At 71.9% G+C, this 20,387-nt stretch carries 16 protein-coding genes and 1 pseudogene; 7 read left to right on the forward strand and 10 right to left on the reverse strand.

The window, feature by feature from the left end; genetic code table 11:
• Together BU197_RS30570 and BU197_RS18300 are read right to left on the reverse strand one after the other, a co-directional pair.
• Positions 1–103: pseudogene (locus tag BU197_RS30570) on the reverse strand (tRNA pseudouridine(55) synthase TruB); the annotation flags it as partial.
• A 654-nt stretch (positions 104–757) separates the two neighbouring features.
• Positions 758–1,864: a LacI family DNA-binding transcriptional regulator gene (locus BU197_RS18300; protein WP_188269362.1), complete on the reverse strand. Its 1,107-nt coding sequence runs from the start codon at positions 1,862–1,864 to the stop codon at positions 758–760.
• A 555-nt stretch (positions 1,865–2,419) separates the two neighbouring features.
• Between BU197_RS18300 and hisC the strand changes: the two genes are divergently transcribed.
• The 5 genes from hisC (at position 2,420) to BU197_RS18325 (ending at position 12,378) form a co-directional block, all read left to right on the forward strand.
• The gene (gene hisC, locus BU197_RS18305; RefSeq protein ID WP_188269363.1) at positions 2,420–3,517 is read left to right on the forward strand and encodes a histidinol-phosphate transaminase; all 1,098 of its coding nucleotides are present in this window, start codon (positions 2,420–2,422) and stop codon (positions 3,515–3,517) included.
• Between the two features lie 281 nt (positions 3,518–3,798).
• Complete coding sequence (locus BU197_RS18310) at positions 3,799–5,304, forward strand: cytochrome ubiquinol oxidase subunit I (RefSeq protein WP_188269364.1); 1,506 nt, start codon at positions 3,799–3,801, stop codon at positions 5,302–5,304.
• Positions 5,305–5,322: 18 nt separating this feature from the next.
• Entirely contained in the window at positions 5,323–6,324 is a 1,002-nt protein-coding gene (gene cydB / locus BU197_RS18315) for a cytochrome d ubiquinol oxidase subunit II (protein WP_188269365.1), read from the forward strand.
• A gap of 91 nt (positions 6,325–6,415) precedes the next feature.
• Positions 6,416–10,480, forward strand: a complete 4,065-nt coding sequence (cydD, locus tag BU197_RS18320; protein ID WP_317452288.1) for a thiol reductant ABC exporter subunit CydD — start codon at positions 6,416–6,418, stop codon at positions 10,478–10,480.
• Positions 10,481–10,746: 266 nt separating this feature from the next.
• Positions 10,747–12,378, forward strand: a complete 1,632-nt coding sequence (locus tag BU197_RS18325) for a GAF domain-containing protein (protein WP_223183794.1) — start codon at positions 10,747–10,749, stop codon at positions 12,376–12,378.
• An 86-nt stretch (positions 12,379–12,464) separates the two neighbouring features.
• Here BU197_RS18325 and BU197_RS18330 read toward each other — a convergent pair whose 3' ends face one another.
• The 4 genes from BU197_RS18330 to BU197_RS18345 all read right to left on the reverse strand — a co-directional run bounded on the left by BU197_RS18330 (position 12,465) and on the right by BU197_RS18345 (position 15,874).
• Positions 12,465–13,325 carry a Cof-type HAD-IIB family hydrolase gene (locus BU197_RS18330; protein ID WP_188269366.1) on the reverse strand — a complete coding sequence of 287 codons (861 nt, stop codon included), beginning with the start codon at positions 13,323–13,325 and terminating at the stop codon, positions 12,465–12,467.
• Positions 13,326–13,432: 107 nt separating this feature from the next.
• Positions 13,433–14,083, reverse strand: a complete 651-nt coding sequence (locus tag BU197_RS18335; RefSeq protein ID WP_188269367.1) for an NAD(P)-dependent oxidoreductase — start codon at positions 14,081–14,083, stop codon at positions 13,433–13,435.
• Positions 14,080–15,045, reverse strand: coding sequence for an SGNH/GDSL hydrolase family protein (locus tag BU197_RS18340; protein WP_188269368.1), 966 nt, complete (start codon positions 15,043–15,045; stop codon positions 14,080–14,082). Before BU197_RS18340 ends, BU197_RS18335 begins: the two co-directional genes overlap by 4 nt.
• Positions 15,046–15,049: 4 nt before the next feature.
• Positions 15,050–15,874, reverse strand: a complete 825-nt coding sequence (locus BU197_RS18345) for a hypothetical protein (RefSeq protein WP_223183783.1) — start codon at positions 15,872–15,874, stop codon at positions 15,050–15,052.
• A gap of 68 nt (positions 15,875–15,942) precedes the next feature.
• Here BU197_RS18345 and BU197_RS18350 point away from each other — a divergent pair, with 68 nt between their 5' ends.
• Together BU197_RS18350 and BU197_RS18355 are read left to right on the forward strand one after the other, a co-directional pair.
• A complete protein-coding gene (locus BU197_RS18350) occupies positions 15,943–16,464 on the forward strand; it encodes a MarR family winged helix-turn-helix transcriptional regulator (protein ID WP_188269369.1) in 522 nt (173 codons plus the stop codon).
• Positions 16,465–16,567: 103 nt separating this feature from the next.
• Positions 16,568–16,831, forward strand: a complete 264-nt coding sequence (locus BU197_RS18355; protein WP_188269370.1) for a hypothetical protein — start codon at positions 16,568–16,570, stop codon at positions 16,829–16,831.
• A gap of 154 nt (positions 16,832–16,985) precedes the next feature.
• Here BU197_RS18355 and BU197_RS18360 read toward each other — a convergent pair whose 3' ends face one another.
• The 4 genes from BU197_RS18360 to BU197_RS18375 form a co-directional block, all read right to left on the reverse strand.
• Positions 16,986–17,879, reverse strand: coding sequence for an LLM class flavin-dependent oxidoreductase (locus BU197_RS18360; RefSeq protein WP_188269371.1), 894 nt, complete (start codon positions 17,877–17,879; stop codon positions 16,986–16,988).
• 196 nt (positions 17,880–18,075) lie between these two features.
• Positions 18,076–18,528, reverse strand: coding sequence for a hypothetical protein (locus tag BU197_RS18365; protein WP_188269372.1), 453 nt, complete (start codon positions 18,526–18,528; stop codon positions 18,076–18,078).
• Between the two features lie 15 nt (positions 18,529–18,543).
• Positions 18,544–19,149: an RNA 2'-phosphotransferase gene (locus BU197_RS18370; RefSeq protein WP_411158501.1), complete on the reverse strand. Its 606-nt coding sequence runs from the start codon at positions 19,147–19,149 to the stop codon at positions 18,544–18,546.
• 130 nt (positions 19,150–19,279) lie between these two features.
• Positions 19,280–20,221 carry a MerR family transcriptional regulator gene (locus tag BU197_RS18375; protein WP_188269374.1) on the reverse strand — a complete coding sequence of 314 codons (942 nt, stop codon included), beginning with the start codon at positions 20,219–20,221 and terminating at the stop codon, positions 19,280–19,282.
• Positions 20,222–20,387: the final 166 nt, after the last annotated feature.

The following is a 20,387-nucleotide window of genomic DNA, read 5'->3' on the forward strand; positions in this document are numbered from 1 at the left end:
CGAGGGTGCCCGCGTGGCCGACGCGGCGGGTCTTGGCGATCCCCCGCATCTTGGCCACGACGTCGTGCGAGGTGAAGCCCGACGGCTTGTCGACGATGACCAGGCCGTCCTGAGGACCCCGCCCGGCGGGGGGGGGGGGGGGGGGGGGGGGGGGGGGGGGGGGGGGGGGGGGGGGGGGGGCGGCGGGGGGGGGGGGGGGGGGGGGGGGGGGGGGGGGGGGGCGCCGCGGGCTGCGACCGCTCGGCGACAGGGGCCGTGACCGGGGCCGTGACCGGGGCCGGAGCCTGGGCCGGGACCGGCTCCGGGAAGGCGGGGTCGGGGTCGAGGGCATGGCCCTGCACGGGTACACGGGCGTACGGCGGCACTCGGAAGTCACGCAATGTCGCCGTGCGCGCCACGGGCTCCTGCCCGGCCCCCTGAGTCATGGACCCCTCCACCACCGTCGCGATGCCCTGCACATCACGGACCGGCCTGGTGGGGGTGGTCCGCGATGTCGTGCGCCCATCATAGGAATGAGGGTCCTCCTGTGTGACGCACCAGGGGTGGTGAATCCGGGTCCACTCCGGGTTCACCAGTCGTTTCGCCCGAATTGAGAAGGTCCGGTTCCGGGTCGGTACCGGTGCGTCGCCCGGTTTCGCCGCCCCGGCCCACGGGCAGGGGCGGGGCGGCGAAGAGGCGCGTCCCCGTCGGAGTGTCCCGGTTCGGCGGGGCCTCCCGGCCGAAGCGGCCTGGTTCGGAACCTTCGGCCGGGGGTGGCTCAGTCCTTCGCGGGCGAGCGCGGCGGGCTGACCGTCGTGCGGGGCGGGCGGCGCTGCGAGGAGGTGCGGACGATGAGTTCGGTCGGTATGACCTGCTCGACCGGTCCGTCGACGCCGGTTCCCTCGATGGCGTCGATGAGGAGCTGGACGACGGCGGTGCCGATCCGGCGCGGCTTGAGGGAGAGCGTCGTGATGGGCGGTTCGGTGGTGGCGTAGACGGTCGACTCGCTACAGCAGACCAGCAGCAGGTCGTCCGGGACGCGCAGGCCGTAGCGGCGCGCGGCCGCGAGGAGGTCGGTGCCGTTGGGGTCGAAGAGGCCGTAGACGGCGTCGGGCCGGTCCGGTCGGGCGAGCAGCCGGTCGGCCGCGACGGCGCCCGCGCACGGGTCGTGCGCCGGGTAGGCCTCGTAGACGGGGTCCTGGCCGACCCGCGCGCACCAGTTGAGGTACGCGGTGGTGGAGAGCCGGGTGTACGTGTCGGTGGTGTTGCCGGTGAGGAGGCCGATCCGGCGGGCTCCGGCGGCGGCGAGGTGGTCGAGCAGGTCGAGGACGGCGGCTTCGTGGTCGTTGTCGACCCAGGCGGTGACCGGGAGGGTGCCGGCGGGGCGTCCGTCGGAGACGACGGGCAGTCCCTGGCGGACCAGTTCGGTGACGACCGGGTCGTGGTCGGAGGGGTCGATGACGACGGTGCCGTCGAGGGCGACGTTCGACCAGACGTCATGGCGGGAGGTGGCGGGGAGGATGACCAGGGCGTATCCCCGGGCGAGCGCGGCCGAGGTGGCGGCTCTGGCCATCTCCGCGAAGTACGCGAATTCGGTGAAGGTGAAAGGTTCGTCCCCGTACGTGGTCACGGTCAGGCCGATGAGTCCCGACTTGCCGGTACGGAGCGTGCGGGCCGCGGCGGAGGGGCGGTACCCCAGCCGGTCGGCGACCTCGCGGACGTGACGCCGTGTGGCGTCGGGGAGTCGGCCCTTGCCGTTGAGCGCGTCGGAGACAGTCGTGATGGAGACCCCGGCGGCGGCGGCCACGTCCCGGATGCCTGCCCGGCCCTGCCGGCTTCCCCGGGTCTGTGCCCGGCTCACCTGGTGCTTCCCTGCTGCTGTCATGGCGAGCCGATAGTAGGGCGACCGGGGAGGGTAGGGCCGGTCGCATATGCGGGCGTTGACAGGCACGTTTCTGCAAGATCAAGAAGAGGTAAGTGCCAAGGAATCCAAGGTCGTTACGCTCAATGCTGTGGGTTCCGTGGTTGTTGAACGGTGTATGCCTGCCGAGAGTGCGAGGTCTCGAAGAGGTCTCAACTCACCTCTACGGGGGATGCGCGCCACGGAGCCCGCCACCGGCGCGCGCCATCGAGCCGCGCGCCCCCTCTCCTTCGGGCGGGCGTCGGGCGTGCTGCGGAGGCGCGGCGTGCGCGTGGCGGTCCGGTGTCGTGGGCGTGGCGGTCCGGTGCCGTGCGGGCGGGTGGTCCGATGCCATGCGGGCGGCGGGCCCGGGGAGGTGTGCGGCGGGTCTGGGGACGTACGTGGCGGGCCCGGGGAGGTGCGAGGGGTGGTCGCGAGGTGTGTCGTGTCCCTCCTGTTGTCCACAGCCCATTCGCAGCGGGCCCGAATCCTCTTAAGGTGAGCAGCATTGGTGGTACGTACGGTCGAGGAGGCCACACTGTGAGCGAGACCAGCGGGACGAGCACGGGCAGCCCGAAGCTGCGCGCCGAGCTGGACGGCGTCCCCACCTACAAGCCGGGTCGGCCGGCGGCGGCGGGCGGCCCCGCGGCCTACAAGCTGTCCTCCAACGAGAACCCGTATCCGCCGCTGCCGGGTGTCATGGAGAGCACGGTGGCCGCCGCCGCGAGCTTCAACCGGTACCCGGACATGGCCTGCACGGGCCTCACCGAGGAGCTGGCCGCCCGCTTCGGCGTGCCCGTCTCCCACGTGGCCACCGGCACCGGTTCGGTCGGCGTCGCCCAGTCGCTGCTCCAGTCGACCTCGGGCCCCGGCGACGAGGTCGTCTACGCCTGGCGCTCCTTCGAGGCGTACCCGATCATCACGCAGATCAGCGGTGCGACCTCGGTGCAGGTGCCGCTGACCGACGGCGAGGTGCACGACCTCGACGCGATGGCCGACGCGATCACCGACAAGACCCGGCTGATCTTCGTCTGCAACCCCAACAACCCCACCGGCACCGCCGTGCGCAAGGCAGAGCTGGAGCGCTTCCTCGATCGGGTGCCTTCCGACATCCTGGTCGTGATCGACGAGGCCTACCGGGAGTTCGTCCGCGACACCGAGATCCCGGACGGCATCGAGCTGTACCGCGACCGGCCGAACGTGGCCGTGCTGCGCACCTTCTCCAAGGCGTACGGCCTGGCGGGGCTGCGGGTCGGCTTCGCGATCGCCCACGAGCCGGTCGCCGACGCGCTGCGCAAGACGGCGGTGCCGTTCGGCGTGAGCCAGCTGGCGCAGGACGCGGCGGTCGCCTCGCTGCGCGCCGAGGACGAACTGCTCGGGCGGGTCGGCTCGCTGGTGGTGGAGCGCGAGCGGGTGCACGCCGAGCTGGTGGCCCAGGGCTGGACGGTGCCGGAGGCGCAAGCCAACTTCGTCTGGCTGCGGCTCGGTGAGCGGACCTCGGACTTCGCGGCGGAGTGCGAGCGGCACGGTGTGGTCGTGCGCCCGTTCGCGGGCGAGGGCGTGCGCGTCACGATCGGCGAGACCGAGGCGAACGACCTGTTCCTGAAGGCGGCGGAGGGCTTCCGCCGGGAGGGCTGACCCCCCGTCGACGCCGAGCCCTTCGGGACGCGAGGCCCCCACGAGCACGCCGCTCGTGGGGGCCTCGCGCGTGTTGGCCTGTTCCGGTCTTGTGGGCGGCCGGTCGGCTGGGTGGGTGCCCTTCGGTAGCAGGCCCCCCGGTAGCAGGTAAGGAAAACGTATGAGCCATAATGCTTGTGAATGTGAACGCGTTCACAAGCGTGTCCTGGTTCCTCCCGCAATGAGCGGGATGAGCGGGGCAGACTGCCGATGTGACCACGGCGATGTAAGGAGAAAACGACGTGGACCTTGCTCTTGCGCCAGAGACCCTGGCGCGCTGGCAGTTCGGCATTACGACCGTCTACCACTTCCTCTTCGTTCCGCTGACGATCTCCCTCGCCGCGCTCACCGCCGGACTCCAGACAGCCTGGGTGCGGACGGAGAAGGAGAAGTACCTCCGGGCGACGAAGTTCTGGGGCAAGCTCTTCCTGATCAACATCGCCATGGGTGTCGTCACCGGCATCGTCCAGGAGTTCCAGTTCGGCATGAACTGGTCCGACTACTCCCGGTTCGTCGGCGATATCTTCGGTGCCCCGCTCGCCTTCGAAGCCCTCATCGCGTTCTTCTTCGAGTCGACCTTCATCGGTCTGTGGATCTTCGGCTGGGACAAGCTCCCCAAGCGCATCCACCTCGCCTGCATGTGGATGGTGTCGATCGGCACCGTCCTCTCCGCGTACTTCATCCTCGCGGCCAACTCCTGGATGCAGCACCCGGTCGGCTACCGGATCAACGAAGAGCGTGGACGGGCCGAACTCACCGACTTCTGGCACGTGCTCACCCAGAACACGGCGCTCACCCAGTTCTTCCACACCATGACGGCGGCCTTCCTGGTCGGCGGCGCGTTCATGGTCGGCATCTCGGCCTTCCACCTGGCCCGCAAGAAGCACGTCCCGGTGATGCGGACCTCGCTCCGCGTCGGTCTGGTCACCCTGATCATCGCCGGTCTCGGCACCGCCATCAGCGGTGACCTGCTCGGCAAGGTCATGTTCGAGCAGCAGCCGATGAAGATGGCCGCCGCCGAAGCCCTCTGGGACGGCGAAGCACCGGCACCCTTCTCCGTCTTCGCCTACGGCGATGTCGACAAGGGCCACAACAACGTCGCCATCGAGATCCCCGGTCTGCTCTCCTTCCTCGCCCACTCCGACTTCAGCTCCTTCGTCCCCGGCATCAACGACGTCAACGCGGCGGAGCAGGCGAAGTTCGGCCCCGGCGACTACCGCCCGAACATCCCCGTCGCCTACTGGGGCTTCCGCTGGATGATCGGCTTCGGCATGGCCTCGCTGGCCGTCGGTGTGCTCGGTCTCTGGCTGACCCGCAAGAAGTTCATGCTGGCTCCCGGCCTGAGGACCGGTGAGGACGAAGTGCCGAACCTGGTCCTGTTCCGGCGGACGGCGCTCAGCCCCCGCCTGGGCAAGTGGTACTGGATCGTCGCCCTCTGGACGATGCTCTTCCCGCTCATCGCCAACTCCTGGGGCTGGATCTTCACCGAGATGGGCCGTCAGCCCTGGGTGGTCTACGGCGTGCTGCGCACCCGGGACGCGGTCTCCCCCGGCGTCTCCCAGGGCGAGGTGCTCACCTCGATGCTCGTCTTCACGGCCCTCTACGCGATCCTCGCCGTGATCGAGGTCAAGCTCCTCGTGAAGTACGTCAAGGCGGGCCCGCCCGAACTCACCGAGGACGACCTCAACCCGCCCACCAAGATCGGCGGGGACCCCGACCCCGACCGCCCGATGGCCTTCTCGTACTGAGGCTCAGGAGATCGAGGCATGGAACTCCACGACGTCTGGTTCGTACTCATCGCCGTCCTCTGGACCGGCTACTTCTTCCTCGAAGGCTTCGACTTCGGGATCGGCATCCTGACCAAGCTGCTCGCCCGCGACCGGGCCGAGAAGCGGGTCCTGATCAACACCATCGGGCCCGTCTGGGACGGCAACGAGGTGTGGCTGCTCACCGCCGGTGGCGCTACCTTCGCCGCCTTCCCCGAGTGGTACGCGACGCTGTTCTCCGGCTTCTACCTGCCGCTGCTCATCATCCTGGTCTGCCTGATCATCCGGGGTGTCGCCTTCGAGTACCGGGTGAAGCGGCCCGGGGAGAACTGGCAGCGCAACTGGGAGCAGGCCATCTTCTGGACCTCCCTGATCCCCGCGCTCCTGTGGGGCGTGGCCTTCGGCAACATCGTCCGGGGCGTGAAGATCGACGCGCACAAGGAGTACGTCGGCAACTTCTTCGACCTGCTCAACCCCTACGCGATCCTGGGCGGTCTGGTCACGCTCACCCTCTTCACCTTCCACGGCACGGTCTTCGCCTCGCTCAAGACGGTCGGCGACATCCGGACCCGGGCCCGTGCGCTCGCGCTCAAGCTCGGTCTGGTCACGGCGGTGCTCGCGCTCGGCTTCCTGATCTGGACCCAGATCGACACGGGCGACGGTTGGAGCCTCGCGGCGATGCTGGTCGCCGTGGTGGCCCTGGTCGGGGCGATCATCGCGATCAAGGCGGGACGCGAGGGCTGGTCGTTCGCGCTCTCGGGCCTCACCATCGCCGCCGCCGTGGCGATGCTCTTCCTGGCGCTGTTCCCGAACGTCATGCCGTCTTCGCTCAACCCCGAGTGGAGTCTCACCGTGACGAACGCGTCGTCGAGCCCGTACACGCTCAAGATCATGACCTGGTGCGCGGCGCTCGCGACTCCGCTGGTGCTGCTCTACCAGAGCTGGACCTACTGGGTGTTCCGCAAGCGCATCGGTACGCAGCACATCGCCGACGCCCACTAAGTCGGCCCCTCCGGGCGTCGGTTTCACGTGAAACCCGCTGTTTCACGTGAAACCGACGCCCCTGGCCAGCCCTCCAGGGAGCCTGTTTCACGTGAAACCGATCGATCCGCGCCTGCTTCGGTACGCCAAGGCCACCCGTGTCTTTCTGATCGGGGTGGTCGCACTCGGTCTCGTCGGAGCGGGACTGGTCATCGCTCAGGCGATGCTCATCGCCGAGATCGTGGTCGGTTCCTTCGAGGAGAGCCGGTCGGTCTCCGCCCTGACCACGCCCCTGCTGCTGCTCGCCGGAGTGGCGGTGGCGCGGGGGCTGGTCTCCTGGCTGACCGAACTCGCCGCCCATCGGGCGAGAGCGGCGGTCAAGTCCGAACTGCGCGGGCGGCTGCTGGTGCGGGCCGCCACGCTGGGCCCGGGGTGGCTCGGCGGACAGAAGGCCGGCTCGCTGATCGCCCTCGCGACCCGGGGCGTGGACGCCCTGGACGACTACTTCGCCCGCTACCTTCCCCAACTGGGGCTCGCGGTGGTCGTGCCGGTGGCCGTCCTCGCCCGGATCGTCACCGAGGACTGGGTCTCGGCGGCGATCATCGTCGTCACCCTGCCGCTCATCCCGGTCTTCATGATCCTCATCGGCTGGTACACCCAGGCCCGGATGGACCGTCAGTGGAAGCTGCTCTCCCGGCTCTCCGGCCACTTCCTGGACGTCGTCGCCGGACTCCCCACCCTCAAGATCTTCGGCCGGGCGAAGGCCCAGGCCGAGTCGATCCGGAAGATCACCTCTGAGTACCGCCAGGCGACGATGCGGACCCTGCGGATCGCCTTCCTCTCCTCCTTCGCCCTGGAACTCCTCGCGACCCTGTCGGTCGCGCTCGTCGCCGTGACCATCGGCATGCGGCTCGTCCACGGCAACCTCGATCTGTACACCGGGCTCGTCATCCTCGTCCTCGCCCCGGAGGCCTATCTCCCGCTGCGCCAGGTCGGCGCCCAGTTCCACTCGGCGGCGGAGGGACTCGCGGCGGCGGAGGAGATCTTCGACGTCCTGGAGCAGCCGGTACGGGAAGGCGGCTCGGGCGCGGTCCCGGACTCCATCCGTCTGGAGCTCGACGGCGTGACGGTGCGGCATGCCGGGCGCGCCGAACCCTCGCTCGACACGACGAGCCTGACCGTCGAGCCCGGTGAGACGGTGGCCCTGGTGGGGCCGAGCGGGGCCGGGAAGTCGACGCTGCTCGATGTCGTCCTCGGGTTCGCCGTGCCGGAGGAGGGCGGCTCCGTCCGGGTCGGCGGCATGGACCTGGCCACGCTCGACCTGGAGGCCTGGCGGTCGCGGATCGCCTGGGTGCCGCAGCGCCCGTACCTCTTCGCGGGGACGATCGCCGAGAACGTCCGCCTGGCCCGTCCGGACGCCTCCGACGAGGCCGTGCGCGAGGCGCTGCGGGACGCGGGGGCGGACGACTTCGTCGCCGGGCTTCCGCAGGGGCTCGACACCCCGCTCGGCGAGGACGGCGCCGGACTCTCGGCGGGGCAGCGGCAGCGGCTCGCGCTCGCCCGCGCCTTCCTGGCGGACCGGCCCCTGCTGCTGCTCGACGAGCCGACGGCCGCCCTGGACGGGGCGACCGAGGCGGGCGTGGTCGACGCGGTCCGCCGCCTCGCCGCAGGCCGGACCGTGCTCCTCGTCGTCCACCGCCCGGCTCTGCTCGCGGTCGCGGACCGGATCGTGCGGGTGGCCCCGGCGGGGGAGGCCACCGGAACGGCTCCCGGCGGGACGGCCGCTTCGGATGGCGGGGCTCTGCCCGGCGACGGGAGTCCGTCGAGTGCCGGGCTCCCGTCGGCCGTCGGAGCCTCTTCGGGCATGGCGGTCGGTGCGGCCGTGGCCCTCGATTCCGCGATCTCCGGCCCTGCGGCGCCGGAGGGCCTCGCGGGCTTCGATGGTCTGGCCGACCATGAGGGGATGGCGTCCCCGGACGGTCCGGCCGGCCGGGACGGGACCGCTTCGCCGGACGCTTTCATCGCCCGCGACGGGCTCGCGGTCTCGGACGGTCTTGCCGCTCGCGAGGACGGGTTCGCGGTGCTCGGAGGCTCCGAGGCGGGCGACGGTTTCGAGGCGGGCGAAGGCTCCGAGGCGGGCGCGGGGCGTGACGTCCCTGGGGGCCCCGCAGCCCCCGTAGACGCCGATGCGGGCGCGTTGACCGGTGCCGGGTCCGATGCGGCGACCCGAGCCGGGGCCGGTGTGGCGACCGACGAGTCCGGTGCCGTGGTCGACGAGTCCGGTGCCGTGGCCCGAGCCGGGGCCGGGCGCGGTCGGACCTCCGGCCCTGGTGGCGCAGCCCCCGGCAACGCCGTCCCGCGGCTCCCCGCCGGGTCCGTGCTCGGCCGCGTCCGGGACATGGCCGGGGCGCTCAGGGGACGGATGGTGCTCGCCCTGCTGCTCGGCAGCCTCGCCCTCGGCTCCGCCGTCGGGCTCATGGCGGTCTCCGGCTGGCTCATCTCCCGGGCATCGGAGCAGCCGCCCGTGCTCTATCTGATGATGGCCGTCACCGCGACGCGCGCCTTCGGCATCGGACGGGCCGTCTTCCGGTACGCCGAGCGGCTCGTCTCGCACGACGCCGTCCTGCGGATGCTCGCCGAACTGCGCGTCTCCGTCTACCGGCGCCTGGAGCGCATCGCCCCGGCCGGACTGCGCCGCGCCCGCCGCGGCGATCTGCTCGCCCGGCTCGTCCACGACGTCGACGCGCTCCAGGACTACTGGCTGCGCTGGCTGCTCCCGGCGGGCGCCGCACTCGTCGTGGGCGTCGCCACCGTCGGCTTCACCACCTGGCTGCTGCCCGAGGCAGGTGCGGTCCTCGCCGTGGGCCTGCTGGTCGCGGGCATCCTCGTCCCCCTGGCCGGCGGCGCCCTCGCCCGCCGCGCCGAACGACGGGTCGCCCCCGCGCGGGGCGCCCTCGCGACCGCCGTGGCCGATCTGCTCAGGGGCTGCGCCGAGCTGACCGTGTCCGGCGCCCTGCGCGGCCGGATCGCACGGGCCGAGGCCGCCGACCGCCATCTCACCGGCATCGCCTCCCGGCAGGCGGCCGCCACCGCCCTGGGCGCCGGTCTCTCCGCCCTGGTCGGCGGCCTGACCGTGGTGGCCGCCGCGCTCGTCGGCGTCCAGGCGGTGACGGACGGCCGGCTCGGCGGGGTCTCCCTCGCGGTGGTCGTCCTGACGCCGCTCGCCGCCTTCGAGGCGGTCACCGGGCTTCCGCTGGCCGTCCAGTACCGGCAGCGCGTCAAGCACAGCGCCGAGCGGGTCTTCGAGGTCCTCGACGCCCCCGAGCCCGTACGGGAGCCGGAGCGGCCCGGGACTCCTCCGGCGAGCCCCTTCCCGCTGGAGGTCGACGGGCTCTCCGCCCGGTACGCCGGGCAGGAGCGGCCCGCGCTCGCCGACTTCCGGCTCACCCTGGAGGCAGGACGCCGGGTCGCCGTCGTCGGCGCGTCCGGCTCCGGCAAGACCACCCTCGCCCAGGTGCTGCTGCGCTTCCTGGACGCGGAGCGGGGCACGTACCGGATCGGTGGGGTGCCCGCGCGGGACCTCGACGGCGACGACGTACGACGGCTCGTCGGGCTCTGCGCCCAGGACGCGCACCTCTTCGACAGCTCCGTACGCGAGAACCTGCGGCTCGCCCGTACCGGAGCCGAGGACGCGGACCTCCGCGAGGCCCTGCGCCGGGCCCGGTTGCTCGACTGGGTGGACGGTCTTCCGGACGGGCTCGACACCCTCGTGGGTGAACACGGCTCCCGGCTCTCCGGCGGTCAGCGGCAGCGGCTCGCACTGGCCCGCGCGCTCCTCGCCGACTTCCCCGTCCTCGTCCTCGACGAACCGGCCGAGCATCTGGACCTGGCCACCGCCGACGCCCTCACCGACGATCTGCTCCGTGCCACCGAGGGCCGTACGACCGTCCTCATCACCCATCGGCTGCACGGACTCGACGCGGTCGACGAGGTCGTCGTCCTGGACGGCGGCCGGACCGTGCAGCGCGGCCCGTACGCGGAACTCGCGGCGGCGGACGGTCCGCTGCGCCGGATGCTGGAGCGGGAGCGGGCGACCGATCTGCTCGTCGTCGGTGCGACGGCGGCGGAGCCCGGACCCGGCGGAGCCCGCTCCGGAGCGCCCGTCTCCGGTGGCTGAGAGTGGGCGGGCGATGATCGGCCGACTTTTCTTGCCAAATGGGACTTACTACTCTCAACTCCATGACCGCCGCAGCGTCCGACGTCCCGGACCCCAAGGAAGACGCCCCGGACCCGGAGGGAACCCGCCCGGCTCCGGACGGAGGACCCCCGGCCCCGGAGAGAGGGGCCCCGGGGGCAGGGGAGGGCGGCCCGGGGTCTCCGCAGGACGGCCCCGATCTGCTGGAGGCCGCCACCCAGGCCACCCGTAGCCTCCAGGGGCTGTCCATGGAGCTGACCGCCCGCGTGCCACAGCTCCTGGAGGCCATGCGTTCGGTCGGTGCCGGTCTCGAACTCCACTCGACCCTCGACCGGATCTGCGAGACGGCGGCGGAACTCGCCGACGCCCGGTACGCCGCCATCGGCGTCGTCGACGAGGAGGGCGAAGGCCTGTCCGACTTCGTCACCTTCGGCGTCGACGAGGAGACGGCCCGACGCATCGGGCGCCGCCCCGACGGCCACGCGGGGCTGCTCGGCGCGCTGATCCGCGACCCCCGGACGATCCGGCTCGCCGACCTCTCCACCGACCCGCGCGCGGCCGGCTTCCCGCCGGGGCACCCCCCGATGCGGACCTTCCTCGGCGTCCCGATCCGGGTCCAGGGCGAGATCTTCGGCAATCTGTACCTGGCCGAGAAGCGCGGCGGCGAGTTCAACGACTACGACGTGCACATGGTCCGGGTGCTCGCCACCGAGGCGGGCATCGCCATCGGCAACGCCCGGCTGTACGAGGCCGCTCGGCAGCGTGAGCGGTGGATCGACGGCTCGGTCGCCGTCACCACCGCGCTGCTCTCCGGCGGTGACGCGGACGACGCCCTCTCCGTCGTCGCCGAACAGGCTCGGCGCCTCGCGGAGGCGGACGCGGGCATCGTGCTGCTGCCCGCCGAGGACGGCGGTCTTGAGATCGTCGCCGTCTCCTCGCCCCGGCCCACCAAGTCGCTGGGCGTGGTGATCCCGCCCGAGAGCGCCGTGGTGCGGCAGCTCCTCGAAGGCGAGGCGGTCTTCGTCGAGGACTCGTCGACGGACCCCCGGATGACCACCCGGCTGAGTTCCTCGTACGGTCCGAGCATGATGCTGCCGTTGCAGAGCGGCGGGCGGGTGCTCGGCGCGCTCGCCACCCCCCGGGCCCGGGGCGCGCGCCCGTACACGGAGGCGGAGAAGACGCTCGCGACCCAGTTCGCCTCCCAGGCGGCGCTCGCCCTGATGATGGCCGACGCCCAGCGGGACCGGGAGCGCCTCGCCGTCTACGAGGACCGCGACCGGATCGCCCGTGACCTGCACGACCTCGTCATCCAACGGCTCTTCGCGACCGGCATGATGCTGGAGGGCGCGCAGCGCAGGTCGGTCGTTCCGGCCGTGCGGGAGGGCGTCGGCAAGGCCGTGGACGAGCTGGACGTGACCATCCAGGAGATCCGTACGGCGATCTTCGCGCTTCAGCAGGGGCCCGCAGAGGCCCCGTCGGGGCTGCGCACGCGGGTGCTGCGGGAGATCAACATGGCGGCGGTGCCGCTCGGCTTCAAGCCCGCCCACCGCTTCCTCGGCGCGATCGACTCGACGGTCGGCGAACTCACCGGCAAGAACCTCATCGCGGCCCTGCGCGAGGCGCTCTCCAACGCTTTCCGGCATGCGGAGGCGAGCCGGATCGAGGTGGTCGTCGACGCCGGTGCAACCCTCCCGGACGGGTCCGCCGGGGTGCGGCTCTCGGTCGCGGACGACGGCGTCGGCATCCCGGAGGGCGGCCGCCGCAGCGGGCTGCGCAACCTGGCCCGGCGGGCCGAGTCGCTGGGCGGCGCGAGCTGGTGCGGCCCGGGACTCGGGGAGGACGGCGGTGGTACGACGGTGGTGTGGGAGGCCCCGCTGTAGGGGGATCCCCGGGCCGCGGGCCGTTCTCAGGGCGGGTTTCGAACCGGGTTCCGGACCGGGTCTCGGACCAGGTTCCGGAGCGGGTTTCAGACCGGGTTGGCGACCCCGGCCACCAGCTGTTCGATGACGACGGCCACGCCGTCCTCGTTGTTGTCGACGGTGCGGCCGGTGGCGGCGGCCAGCACATCGGGGTGGGCGTTGCCCATCGCGTACGAGCGGCCCGCCCAGCTCAGCATCTCGATGTCGTTGGGCATGTCGCCGAACGCGACGACCTCCTCGGCCGAGATGCCCCGCTGGGCGCAGCAGAGGGCCAGGGTGGAGGCCTTGGAGACGCCGAGACCGCTGATCTCCAGGAGGGCGGTGGGGCTCGACCGGGTGAACGCGGCCAGGCTTCCGGCGGTCTCCCTGGCCACCGAGAGAAACAGGTCGGGGTCAAGGTCGGGGTGCTGGGCGAGCAGCTTGAGCACGGGGGCGGCCGTGCCCGGCGCCTCCTCGAAGAGGAGCTTCTCGGCGGCGGCGATGGTGGCTCCGGGGTCGAGGAAGAACGGCGGGTACTGCGGCTCGTAGTGGATGCCGGTGGTCTGCTCGACCGCGAAGGAGGTGCCGGGCGCGGCGGCCCGCAGGGCCCGTACGACGTCGAGGGCGGCCGGTCGCCCGAGGGGGCGCACCTCCTGGAAGGTGCCTCCCGCGTGGAGGTCGACGACGGCGGCGCCGTTGGCGCAGATCGCCAGCCCGTGTCCGTGCACATGGGCGCTGACCACGTCCATCCAGCGGGCCGGGCGGCCGGTGACGAAGAAGACCTCGATGCCGGCCCGCTCGGCGGCGGCGAGCGCGGCGACCGTGCGCGCGGAGACGGTCTTGTCGTCGCGCAGCAGGGTGCCGTCGAGGTCGGTGGCGATCAGCCGGGGCGCCGGGGCGGACGGGAGCGGGATGCGGGGAGAGGTCACCGGCCCATTGTTCCGCACCCGGACGCACGGGCGTGCGGGGAGCCGCACAGATGAGTGGTTCTGGTCGTCGTACGGCTCCGGGGGAAGGGTTTCGCGGCCCTGACGGCTCAGTACGCGACCTCCAGGACGGCCCGGTGGGTGCGGGTGTCGTCGATGTGGTGCAGGAGGCAGTGGGCGAGGTCGGCTCGGGAGAGGGACTTCGGCCGTCGCAGGTGCCCGTTCCCGACGGTCCGGTAGCGGCCGGTCAGCGGGCCGTCGGTGAGCATCGGGGGCCGTACCACCGTCCAGAGCGTCTCTCCCGGCGCCGTCGAGGCCAGGAATCCCTCCATCCGGGCCATGTCGGCGTATCCGTGCCGGTAGAGGCGCTGGATCACCTGGCGGGTGACCAGCCGCTGCGGCAGCGGGAGGTCGGGGGCGACCTCCAGACCGGCGGAGGAGAGACAGAGCAGCCGCCGCACCCCGGACGCGCGCATGGCCTCGACGATGTGCCGGGTGCCCTCCGAGTAGACGGTCGTGGGGCGTTTGCGGTCGGTGCTGCCGAGGCAGGAGAGGACGGCGTCCTGCCCGGCGACGGCTTCCCTCCAGGATTCGGGGGCGAGTACGTCGCCACGCAGGAGCGTCGGCCGGGCCCCGGGGTCGCCGCCCCGCAGCCGGGCGGGGTCGCGGGCGACGGCGGTGACCTGGTGCCCGGCGGCGAGCGACTGGGAGAGCAGCCGCGCACCGGTCCCGCCGGTGACGCCGAAGAGCAGCAGCTTCATGACGTCACCGTCCTGGGGAGGCTTGGGCCGCCGCGGTCGCCGCGGTCGCCGCGGTCGCCGCGGTCGGCTCGTTCGGCTTGCTCGGCTTGCTCGGCTTGCTCGGCTCGATCGGTCGGCTCGGTTGGCTTGGCTCGTTCGGCGGGGGTGGTGTCCGGGGCGTCGGCGAGAAGGTCGACCAGGGCGACGGCGATGGCCTGTTGGCCCTCCGGCGTGAGGTGGATCCCGTCGTCGAGGTGCAGACCGGCCGTCGCACGGCGGGTGTCGACCGTCGGTTCGGGACGGTCGAGGAGAAAGGCGGCGAGGGCGTCGATGTCCTCGGCGCTCCACCCGATTCCGGCGCGCCGGAAGTGCGGATAGGCGTCGGCCCGGTCCTGGTCGACGCCGCTCGGGGTGAGCCAGATCCAGCGGCCGGCGGTCTCCGGTGCGGCGAGCGCGTGCAGGGCGCGCAGGTTGCGCTCGGTCTCCGCCGCGCTGACCAGCCGGATGCCCGGGGTGCCGGGGGTACGGCCGGTTCGCCGGGCGTCGTTCGCGCCGAGCATGCACAGGACCCAGTCGGGCCGCGGGAGTGTGGGAGGGGGCAGCTGGGCGAGGGCCTGGGAGGTGGTGAGTCCGGAGACCGCGAGGTTGACGAGCCGGACGCTCTCGGGGAGGAGGTGGCGCAGGACCGCGAACCAGGAGAGCCGGTCGGCGGTGGTGCTCTCGCCGATGGCCACGACCCGCTGGCCGGGACGGAAGGGCAGCCGGGCGACCCGGTCGGCGAAACCGGGGTCCTTGAGGAGCCCGGCAGCCGTTTCCCGGGCCTGCTCGTCGAAGGCCCGCAGGTGGGCGCGGTAGGCGTCGGTGTCCAGACCTAAGAGGGCGGCGATCCGGGCATCGGGGAGTTCGCCCAGATAGCCCTGGGCCTTCTCGGGCTGCTGGAAACGGAGGAGCTTCGCGGTCAGGACGGGATCGTTCTCGGCCATGGGATCAGGCCTCCTCGGGAGCACGACCGCGGGCGCGGGCGGTGGTGGGGGCGGTGGCGGTGGTGCGGTTGGCGGTGAGGTTGGTGGTGCGGTCGGTACGGGTGGTGCGTATGGCGGACCGGTGGCGGGGCAGCAGGAATCCGGCGGCGATCAGCCAGCCGAGGCAGGTGAAGCGGGCCAGCGGCAGGAGCAGGGCGGCGCCGTCGAGGAACAGGGTGAGGGCGGACAGTTCGGCGAGCGTCGCCAGGACCAGACCGGTCACCGCCAGGTTGCGCGGCAGCAGTCCCGCGAGAAGGCCGGGCACGGCGATTCCGGCCACGAGCAGGCCGAGCGCCACCACGTGCCCGGGGCCTCCGGTGCCGAAGGCCAGGTACTGAAGAGCCCTGACCAGCGGCGGAAGTTCGAGGACCGGTGTACGGGAGAGGGTCCAGCCCACCAGTCCGCAGCAGGCCAGGAATCCGGAGGCGAGCAGTCCGCCGGCCAGGACGATGGTCGCGCCGGGGGCGCGGACGCCGAGCCGGTGCAGCCGGGCAGAGACGGTGGCGGCGTAGACGGCGAGCGGGACGGAGGCGGCGAACTGGAGCGCTCCGGAGACCTGGACGGCGCCGGGATGGGCGCGGAACCAGGCCACGATCTCGTCGGTGTCGCCGAAGGGGGAGGGGAACGGTTCGCCGTCGGCGAGCACGGTGCCGAGGACGAGCCCGGCGAGGAAGAGCGCGGTGAACACCACGGCGAGCACCCCCGGAGGCGGCCCCCCTTGGGCTTCCTTGCGCTCTCGGGGGGCTTCGGTCGGGCCGGGGCCCGTGCCGGTCCAGCTCTCTGTGGACACGAGAAGATCCGTTCTCTGAGAAAATAGTTCACAGTGGAGAATCATTCTTTTCGCGTACCATAACTCCCGTGAGCAGCGACCGGCAACCAGTGGAAGATCCCGGAGCGGCGGGGCCCCCGCCCCCGCGCGGAGGGGCGTTCCTGCTGGCCCAGCTCGGAGCGCACGCGGCCGGGCGGTTCGGCGAGCGCGTCGGCGAACTCGGGCTCGCACCGCCGGACGTGGGACTGCTGCGGATGATCGCCACGCAGCCGGGCCGGAGCCAGCGCTCCCTCGCGGCGGACCTCGGCGTCGTGCCGAGCCGGGTCGTCGCCCTCATCGACAACCTGGAGCGGAAGGGTTTCGTGGAGCGGCGACGCAGCGTCGAGGACCGGCGTCACCACGAGCTGTACGTGTCCGAGGGCGGCCGACGGGCCCTTGAGGGCGTACGGGAAGTGGCCACCGCGCACGAGAACGATCTCTTCGCGTCGCTGGACGAGGAGGACCGGGCGCGGCTGACGGCCCTTCTTGGCCGAATCGCCGAGCAGCAGGGACTCACCCCGGGGGTCCACCCCGGCTTCCGGACGCTGCCGAAACGGCCGACACAGGGCTGATCAGGACCTGGGCCGTACCGATGTGGCTGTAAACACCCGTTCGTTTTCGCCACGGCGGGGAAGACCTCTGAGAGCTGAAGACGTCTCAGGGGTGGGCAGAGGCATGGGTTCAGGCCGGCGGGGCGACGACGGGTGCGACTCCTGCGGGGCGCCGTACGGGCTGTGGGTCGCGAGCCTCGGCATGGTGCTCTGCCCCGAGTGCGAGGGGGCGGACGCGGACCATCCGGCCCGGGAGCCCGTGCTGGTCGGCGATGTCCTGGCGGGCCTGGTCGCCGCCGTGGGGCACGGCCGGCCGCCGCCTCCGTTCCCCCTGCCTCGCGGAGAGCCCGCCCCCGCCGGATCGTCGGATCCGACGGGCGCGGGCTGAGTACCAGCAGGCGGGGTCCCTGCCTGCCCGGGGGCCGGGCTGGGCCTGGAGGCCGGGCTGGGCCTGGGGGCGGGTCCGGTGCTTGTACGGGGGGCTTGTACGGGGGCTGGGGCCGGGCCGGGGAACAGCGCAGCCGACGCCCGTGCGCCGGGGATCAGCCCAGCTGGGGCAGGGCCTCGGTGGCGATCCGTTCGAAGACGGCTTGGTCGGTGGCGAAGTCGGAGTCCGGGATCGGCCAGTGGATGACGAGTTCGGTGAAGCCGATCTCACGGTGGCGCCCGGCGAAGTCGACGAACGCGTCCACGGACTCCAGGGGGCTGTTGCGGTCCGGGGTGAACCCGGTCAGCAGCACCTTGTCGAGTGCGGTCACGTCCCGGCCATGCTCGGCGCACGCCTTGCCGAGCTTCTCGACCTGACCGCGCAGGGCCGCTTCCGACTCCTCGGGGGTGCCCGTCTCGAAGATCTTCGGGTCGCCGGTGGTCACCCACGCCTGCCCGTACCGGGCGGCCAGCTTCAGTCCGCGCGGTCCCGTCGCCGCCACCGCGAACGGCAGCCGCGGACGCTGGACGCAGCCGGGGATGTTCCTGGCCTCTTCGGCCGAGTAGTACGTGCCGCGCGCGGTGACCGCTTCCTCGGTGAGCAGTCGGTCGAGGAGAGCCACGAACTCGCCGAAGCGGTCGGCCCGTTCCTTCGGCGTCCACGGCTCCTGTCCGAGCGCGGTCGCGTCGAAGCCGTTGCCGCCCGCCCCGATGCCGAGGGTGACCCGCCCGTCGGAGATGTCGTCGAGCGACATCAGCTCCTTCGCCAGGGTCACCGGGTGCCGGAAGTTCGGCGAGGTCACGAGCGTGCCGAGGCGGATCCGCTCGGTGGCCGTCGCCGCGGCGGTGAGCGTGGGCAGGGCGCCGAACCACGGGCCGTCGCGGAAGGTCCGCCAGGAGAGGTGGTCGTAGGTGTACGCGGCGTGGAACCCGAGTTCCTCGGCTCGCCGCCAGGTCTTCTGTCCCTCGCTCCACCGGTGGATGGGGAGGATCACCGTACTCAAGCGCATGCCGTCACCCTACGCGCGCGCCTCGGCCACGGCACCGTCCGAAACCGGCCGCTGGTCCCGGCGCGCGACGCCGTCCGCCGGGACCAGCGGGCCTCTCGACCGGGCTCCGTCTCCGACCGGGCGTCTGTCTCCGACCGGCGCGTCAGTCTCCGACGGGGTGCCTGACCCTGACGGAGGGCGCCCGTCCTGGTCCGGGTCAGCGTGTCTGGCGGCTCATCCAGGGGGTGAGCGCGACGCCGGGGACGAGTTCCTTGTACGTCTCGTCGCCGGGCAGCGGGACGATCAGCCACCAGCCGGGCGGGAAGAAACGGCCTTTCACATGGGCGAGTCCTCTGTGGACGGAGCGGACGAAGGCGGGCACCGCGTCGCGGGGCACATCGGCGAACTCGATGCCGTCCACGGTGATCCTGGCATCGTCCTCGGGGTAGATCTGCACGGTCACCGAGGGGGAGCCGCCCAGCTCGACGAAGGCTTCGTGCGGCAGCGAACCGTCGGTGTCCACGACGGCGAACGCGCCCGACGAGGTGCGCCGGGAGGTCTGGTCCGCGCCGATGTCATCGGTCACGATCATCTCCAGACCGAACTCCTCGGCGACCGCGCGGATCGCGACCACGGCCACTTCGGTGCTGGGCAAGTGAGGGTGTGCCATGGAAACGATCATGCCTCAGCCGGGAAGGCGCAGGAATTCCGGCGGGACGGCGTCGGCCAGCCAGACCCCGTTGGCGCTGACGCGGAAGACGTGCCCGGCCCGGTGCATGGTGCCCGTGTCGACGCTGAGCACCACCGGCCGACCGCGCCGGGCGCCGACCCGGGTGGCGGTCTCCCGGTCGGGGGAGAGGTGCACATGGTGGCGGGCCATGGGCCGCAGTCCCTCCCTCCGGATCGCGGGGAGCCGGTTCGCGACGGTGCCGTGGTAGAGGTACGCGGGTGGTTCCGCAGCCGGTAGGTCCAGGTCCACGGCGATGGTGTGGCCCTGGCTTGCCCGGATGCGGGTGCCCTCGACCGCGAACCGCTTCTTGTCGTTGGTCGCGACGACATGGTCGAGTTCTTCATGGCTGATCGGGAAGCCGTTGCGTGCGGTGGCCCGGAGCAGGGCGTCGATTTCGGTCCAGCCCTGGGCGTCAAGGTCGAGGCCGATGCGTTCCGGCTGATGGCGCAGGTGCCGGGACAGGTACTTCGAGACCTTCACCGTGCGACGTTCGTCCCTCTGCTGGACAGGGCCTCTCCCGTTCCGCTCTCCCTCGTTTCGATCCCTCTCGTCTCGGTTCATTTCCCCAGGATGGCGGAGATCACATCATCGGCGCATGTGAATTTGGCCCAACAGGTTTGGTCCACAACCAACCCGAGTTATCCACAGGTAAGTTGGCGATTCTGTGGACAACGAACCTTTCTTTATGAGGCTATTGGGTAACTTCACTCCGATTTAGCCGGGTTGAGGTGAGTGCATCCAATGTTCTTTTCTGTACTTCCCGTTCGGCTGCCGCCGCGACGAATGCGGCGACCCCTTCGGGTCCGGTCAGCTGCTGAACCGCCCTGACGGTGCTCACCGGAAGAGAAACCGGTCGCGCCTCGTCGTCCGTCGCGGAGGGCGCCTGCGGCGAGAGATGCAGTTGAAGATGACGGGTCGCCAAAAGGCGCATGGCTCGCGCCAGTTCGGCGTCCACCGTCTGCTGGGCCAGCGGCCGAAGGCGCCGGACCATCGTCGCCGCCTCGGTCGCATCCGCGTCCGAGGGAGGCCGGTGCTCCAGATAGCGCGCGAACACGTACTCCGTCGTGAACTCCAGGAAACGGGAGGCTATGTGCTCCACCTGATCCCGAAGTTCCCTCAGATGCCCGGTGATCGCGGGCAGCGGCACCCCGGCCGCGTACAACTCCACCGCCACCGAAAGCTCCTGGGGGCTCGGCACCAGGTACTCCTCGTTCTCCCCGCCTGGAACGCGCTCCAGTACGCCAAGCTCGACGGCCTCCAGAATCGCCGTCTCGTCCGGTGCGCCGCCGAAGCGGGCGTCCAGATCCGCGCGGGAGATCCGGGAGGCCTCCTCGTCCGTCCACGGACCGTGGACCTCGGCGACGAGCCCGAGCACCCCGCCCAGGCTCCGGCCGGTGTCCCAGGCCTCCAGCAGCTCCTTGATCGAGGCCAGGGTGTAGCCCCGGTCGAGGAGATCGGCGATCTGCCGGAGCCGTGCGAGGTGCGCGTCCCCGTACACGTTCGACCTGCCCCGCCGCTCCGGACGGGGCAGCAGACCGCGGTCCTGGTAGGCGCGGATGGTCCGGACCGTGGCCCCGCTGCGATGGGCGAGATCCTCGATCCGGTACTCCGGCCGTGCTGACTGCTCGGACAAAACCGCTCCCACCGAACGCTCGCTCCACCCCGCCACCGCGAGGCCCCTCCTACAAGGGATCGTACGACCGCCCCACCCCACCCCACCCGACCCCGCCCCGTGGACTGGCCCGAGCCCCGGCTCCGCACCGGAGCCTCCTGCCTGGCCCGGCTCCACACCGGGGCCT

It is taken from the genome of Streptomyces sp. CBMA291, assembly GCF_014596525.1.
Classification (GTDB): Bacteria; Actinomycetota; Actinomycetes; order Streptomycetales; family Streptomycetaceae; genus Streptomyces.

Coding starts and splice junctions, on each gene's coding strand:
- BU197_RS18300 (WP_188269362.1), bottom strand. CDS start 1,864: ATGACAGCAGCAGGGAAGCACCAGGTGAGCCGGGCACAGACCCGGGGA.
- cydB (WP_188269365.1), top strand. CDS start 5,323: ATGGAACTCCACGACGTCTGGTTCGTACTCATCGCCGTCCTCTGGACC.
- BU197_RS18325 (WP_223183794.1), top strand. CDS start 10,747: ATGGAGCTGACCGCCCGCGTGCCACAGCTCCTGGAGGCCATGCGTTCG.
- BU197_RS18335 (WP_188269367.1), bottom strand. CDS start 14,083: ATGAAGCTGCTGCTCTTCGGCGTCACCGGCGGGACCGGTGCGCGGCTG.
- BU197_RS18340 (WP_188269368.1), bottom strand. CDS start 15,045: ATGGCCGAGAACGATCCCGTCCTGACCGCGAAGCTCCTCCGTTTCCAG.
- BU197_RS18355 (WP_188269370.1), top strand. CDS start 16,568: ATGGGTTCAGGCCGGCGGGGCGACGACGGGTGCGACTCCTGCGGGGCG.
- BU197_RS18360 (WP_188269371.1), bottom strand. CDS start 17,879: ATGCGCTTGAGTACGGTGATCCTCCCCATCCACCGGTGGAGCGAGGGA.
- BU197_RS18365 (WP_188269372.1), bottom strand. CDS start 18,528: ATGGCACACCCTCACTTGCCCAGCACCGAAGTGGCCGTGGTCGCGATC.
- BU197_RS18370 (WP_411158501.1), bottom strand. CDS start 19,149: ATGAACCGAGACGAGAGGGATCGAAACGAGGGAGAGCGGAACGGGAGA.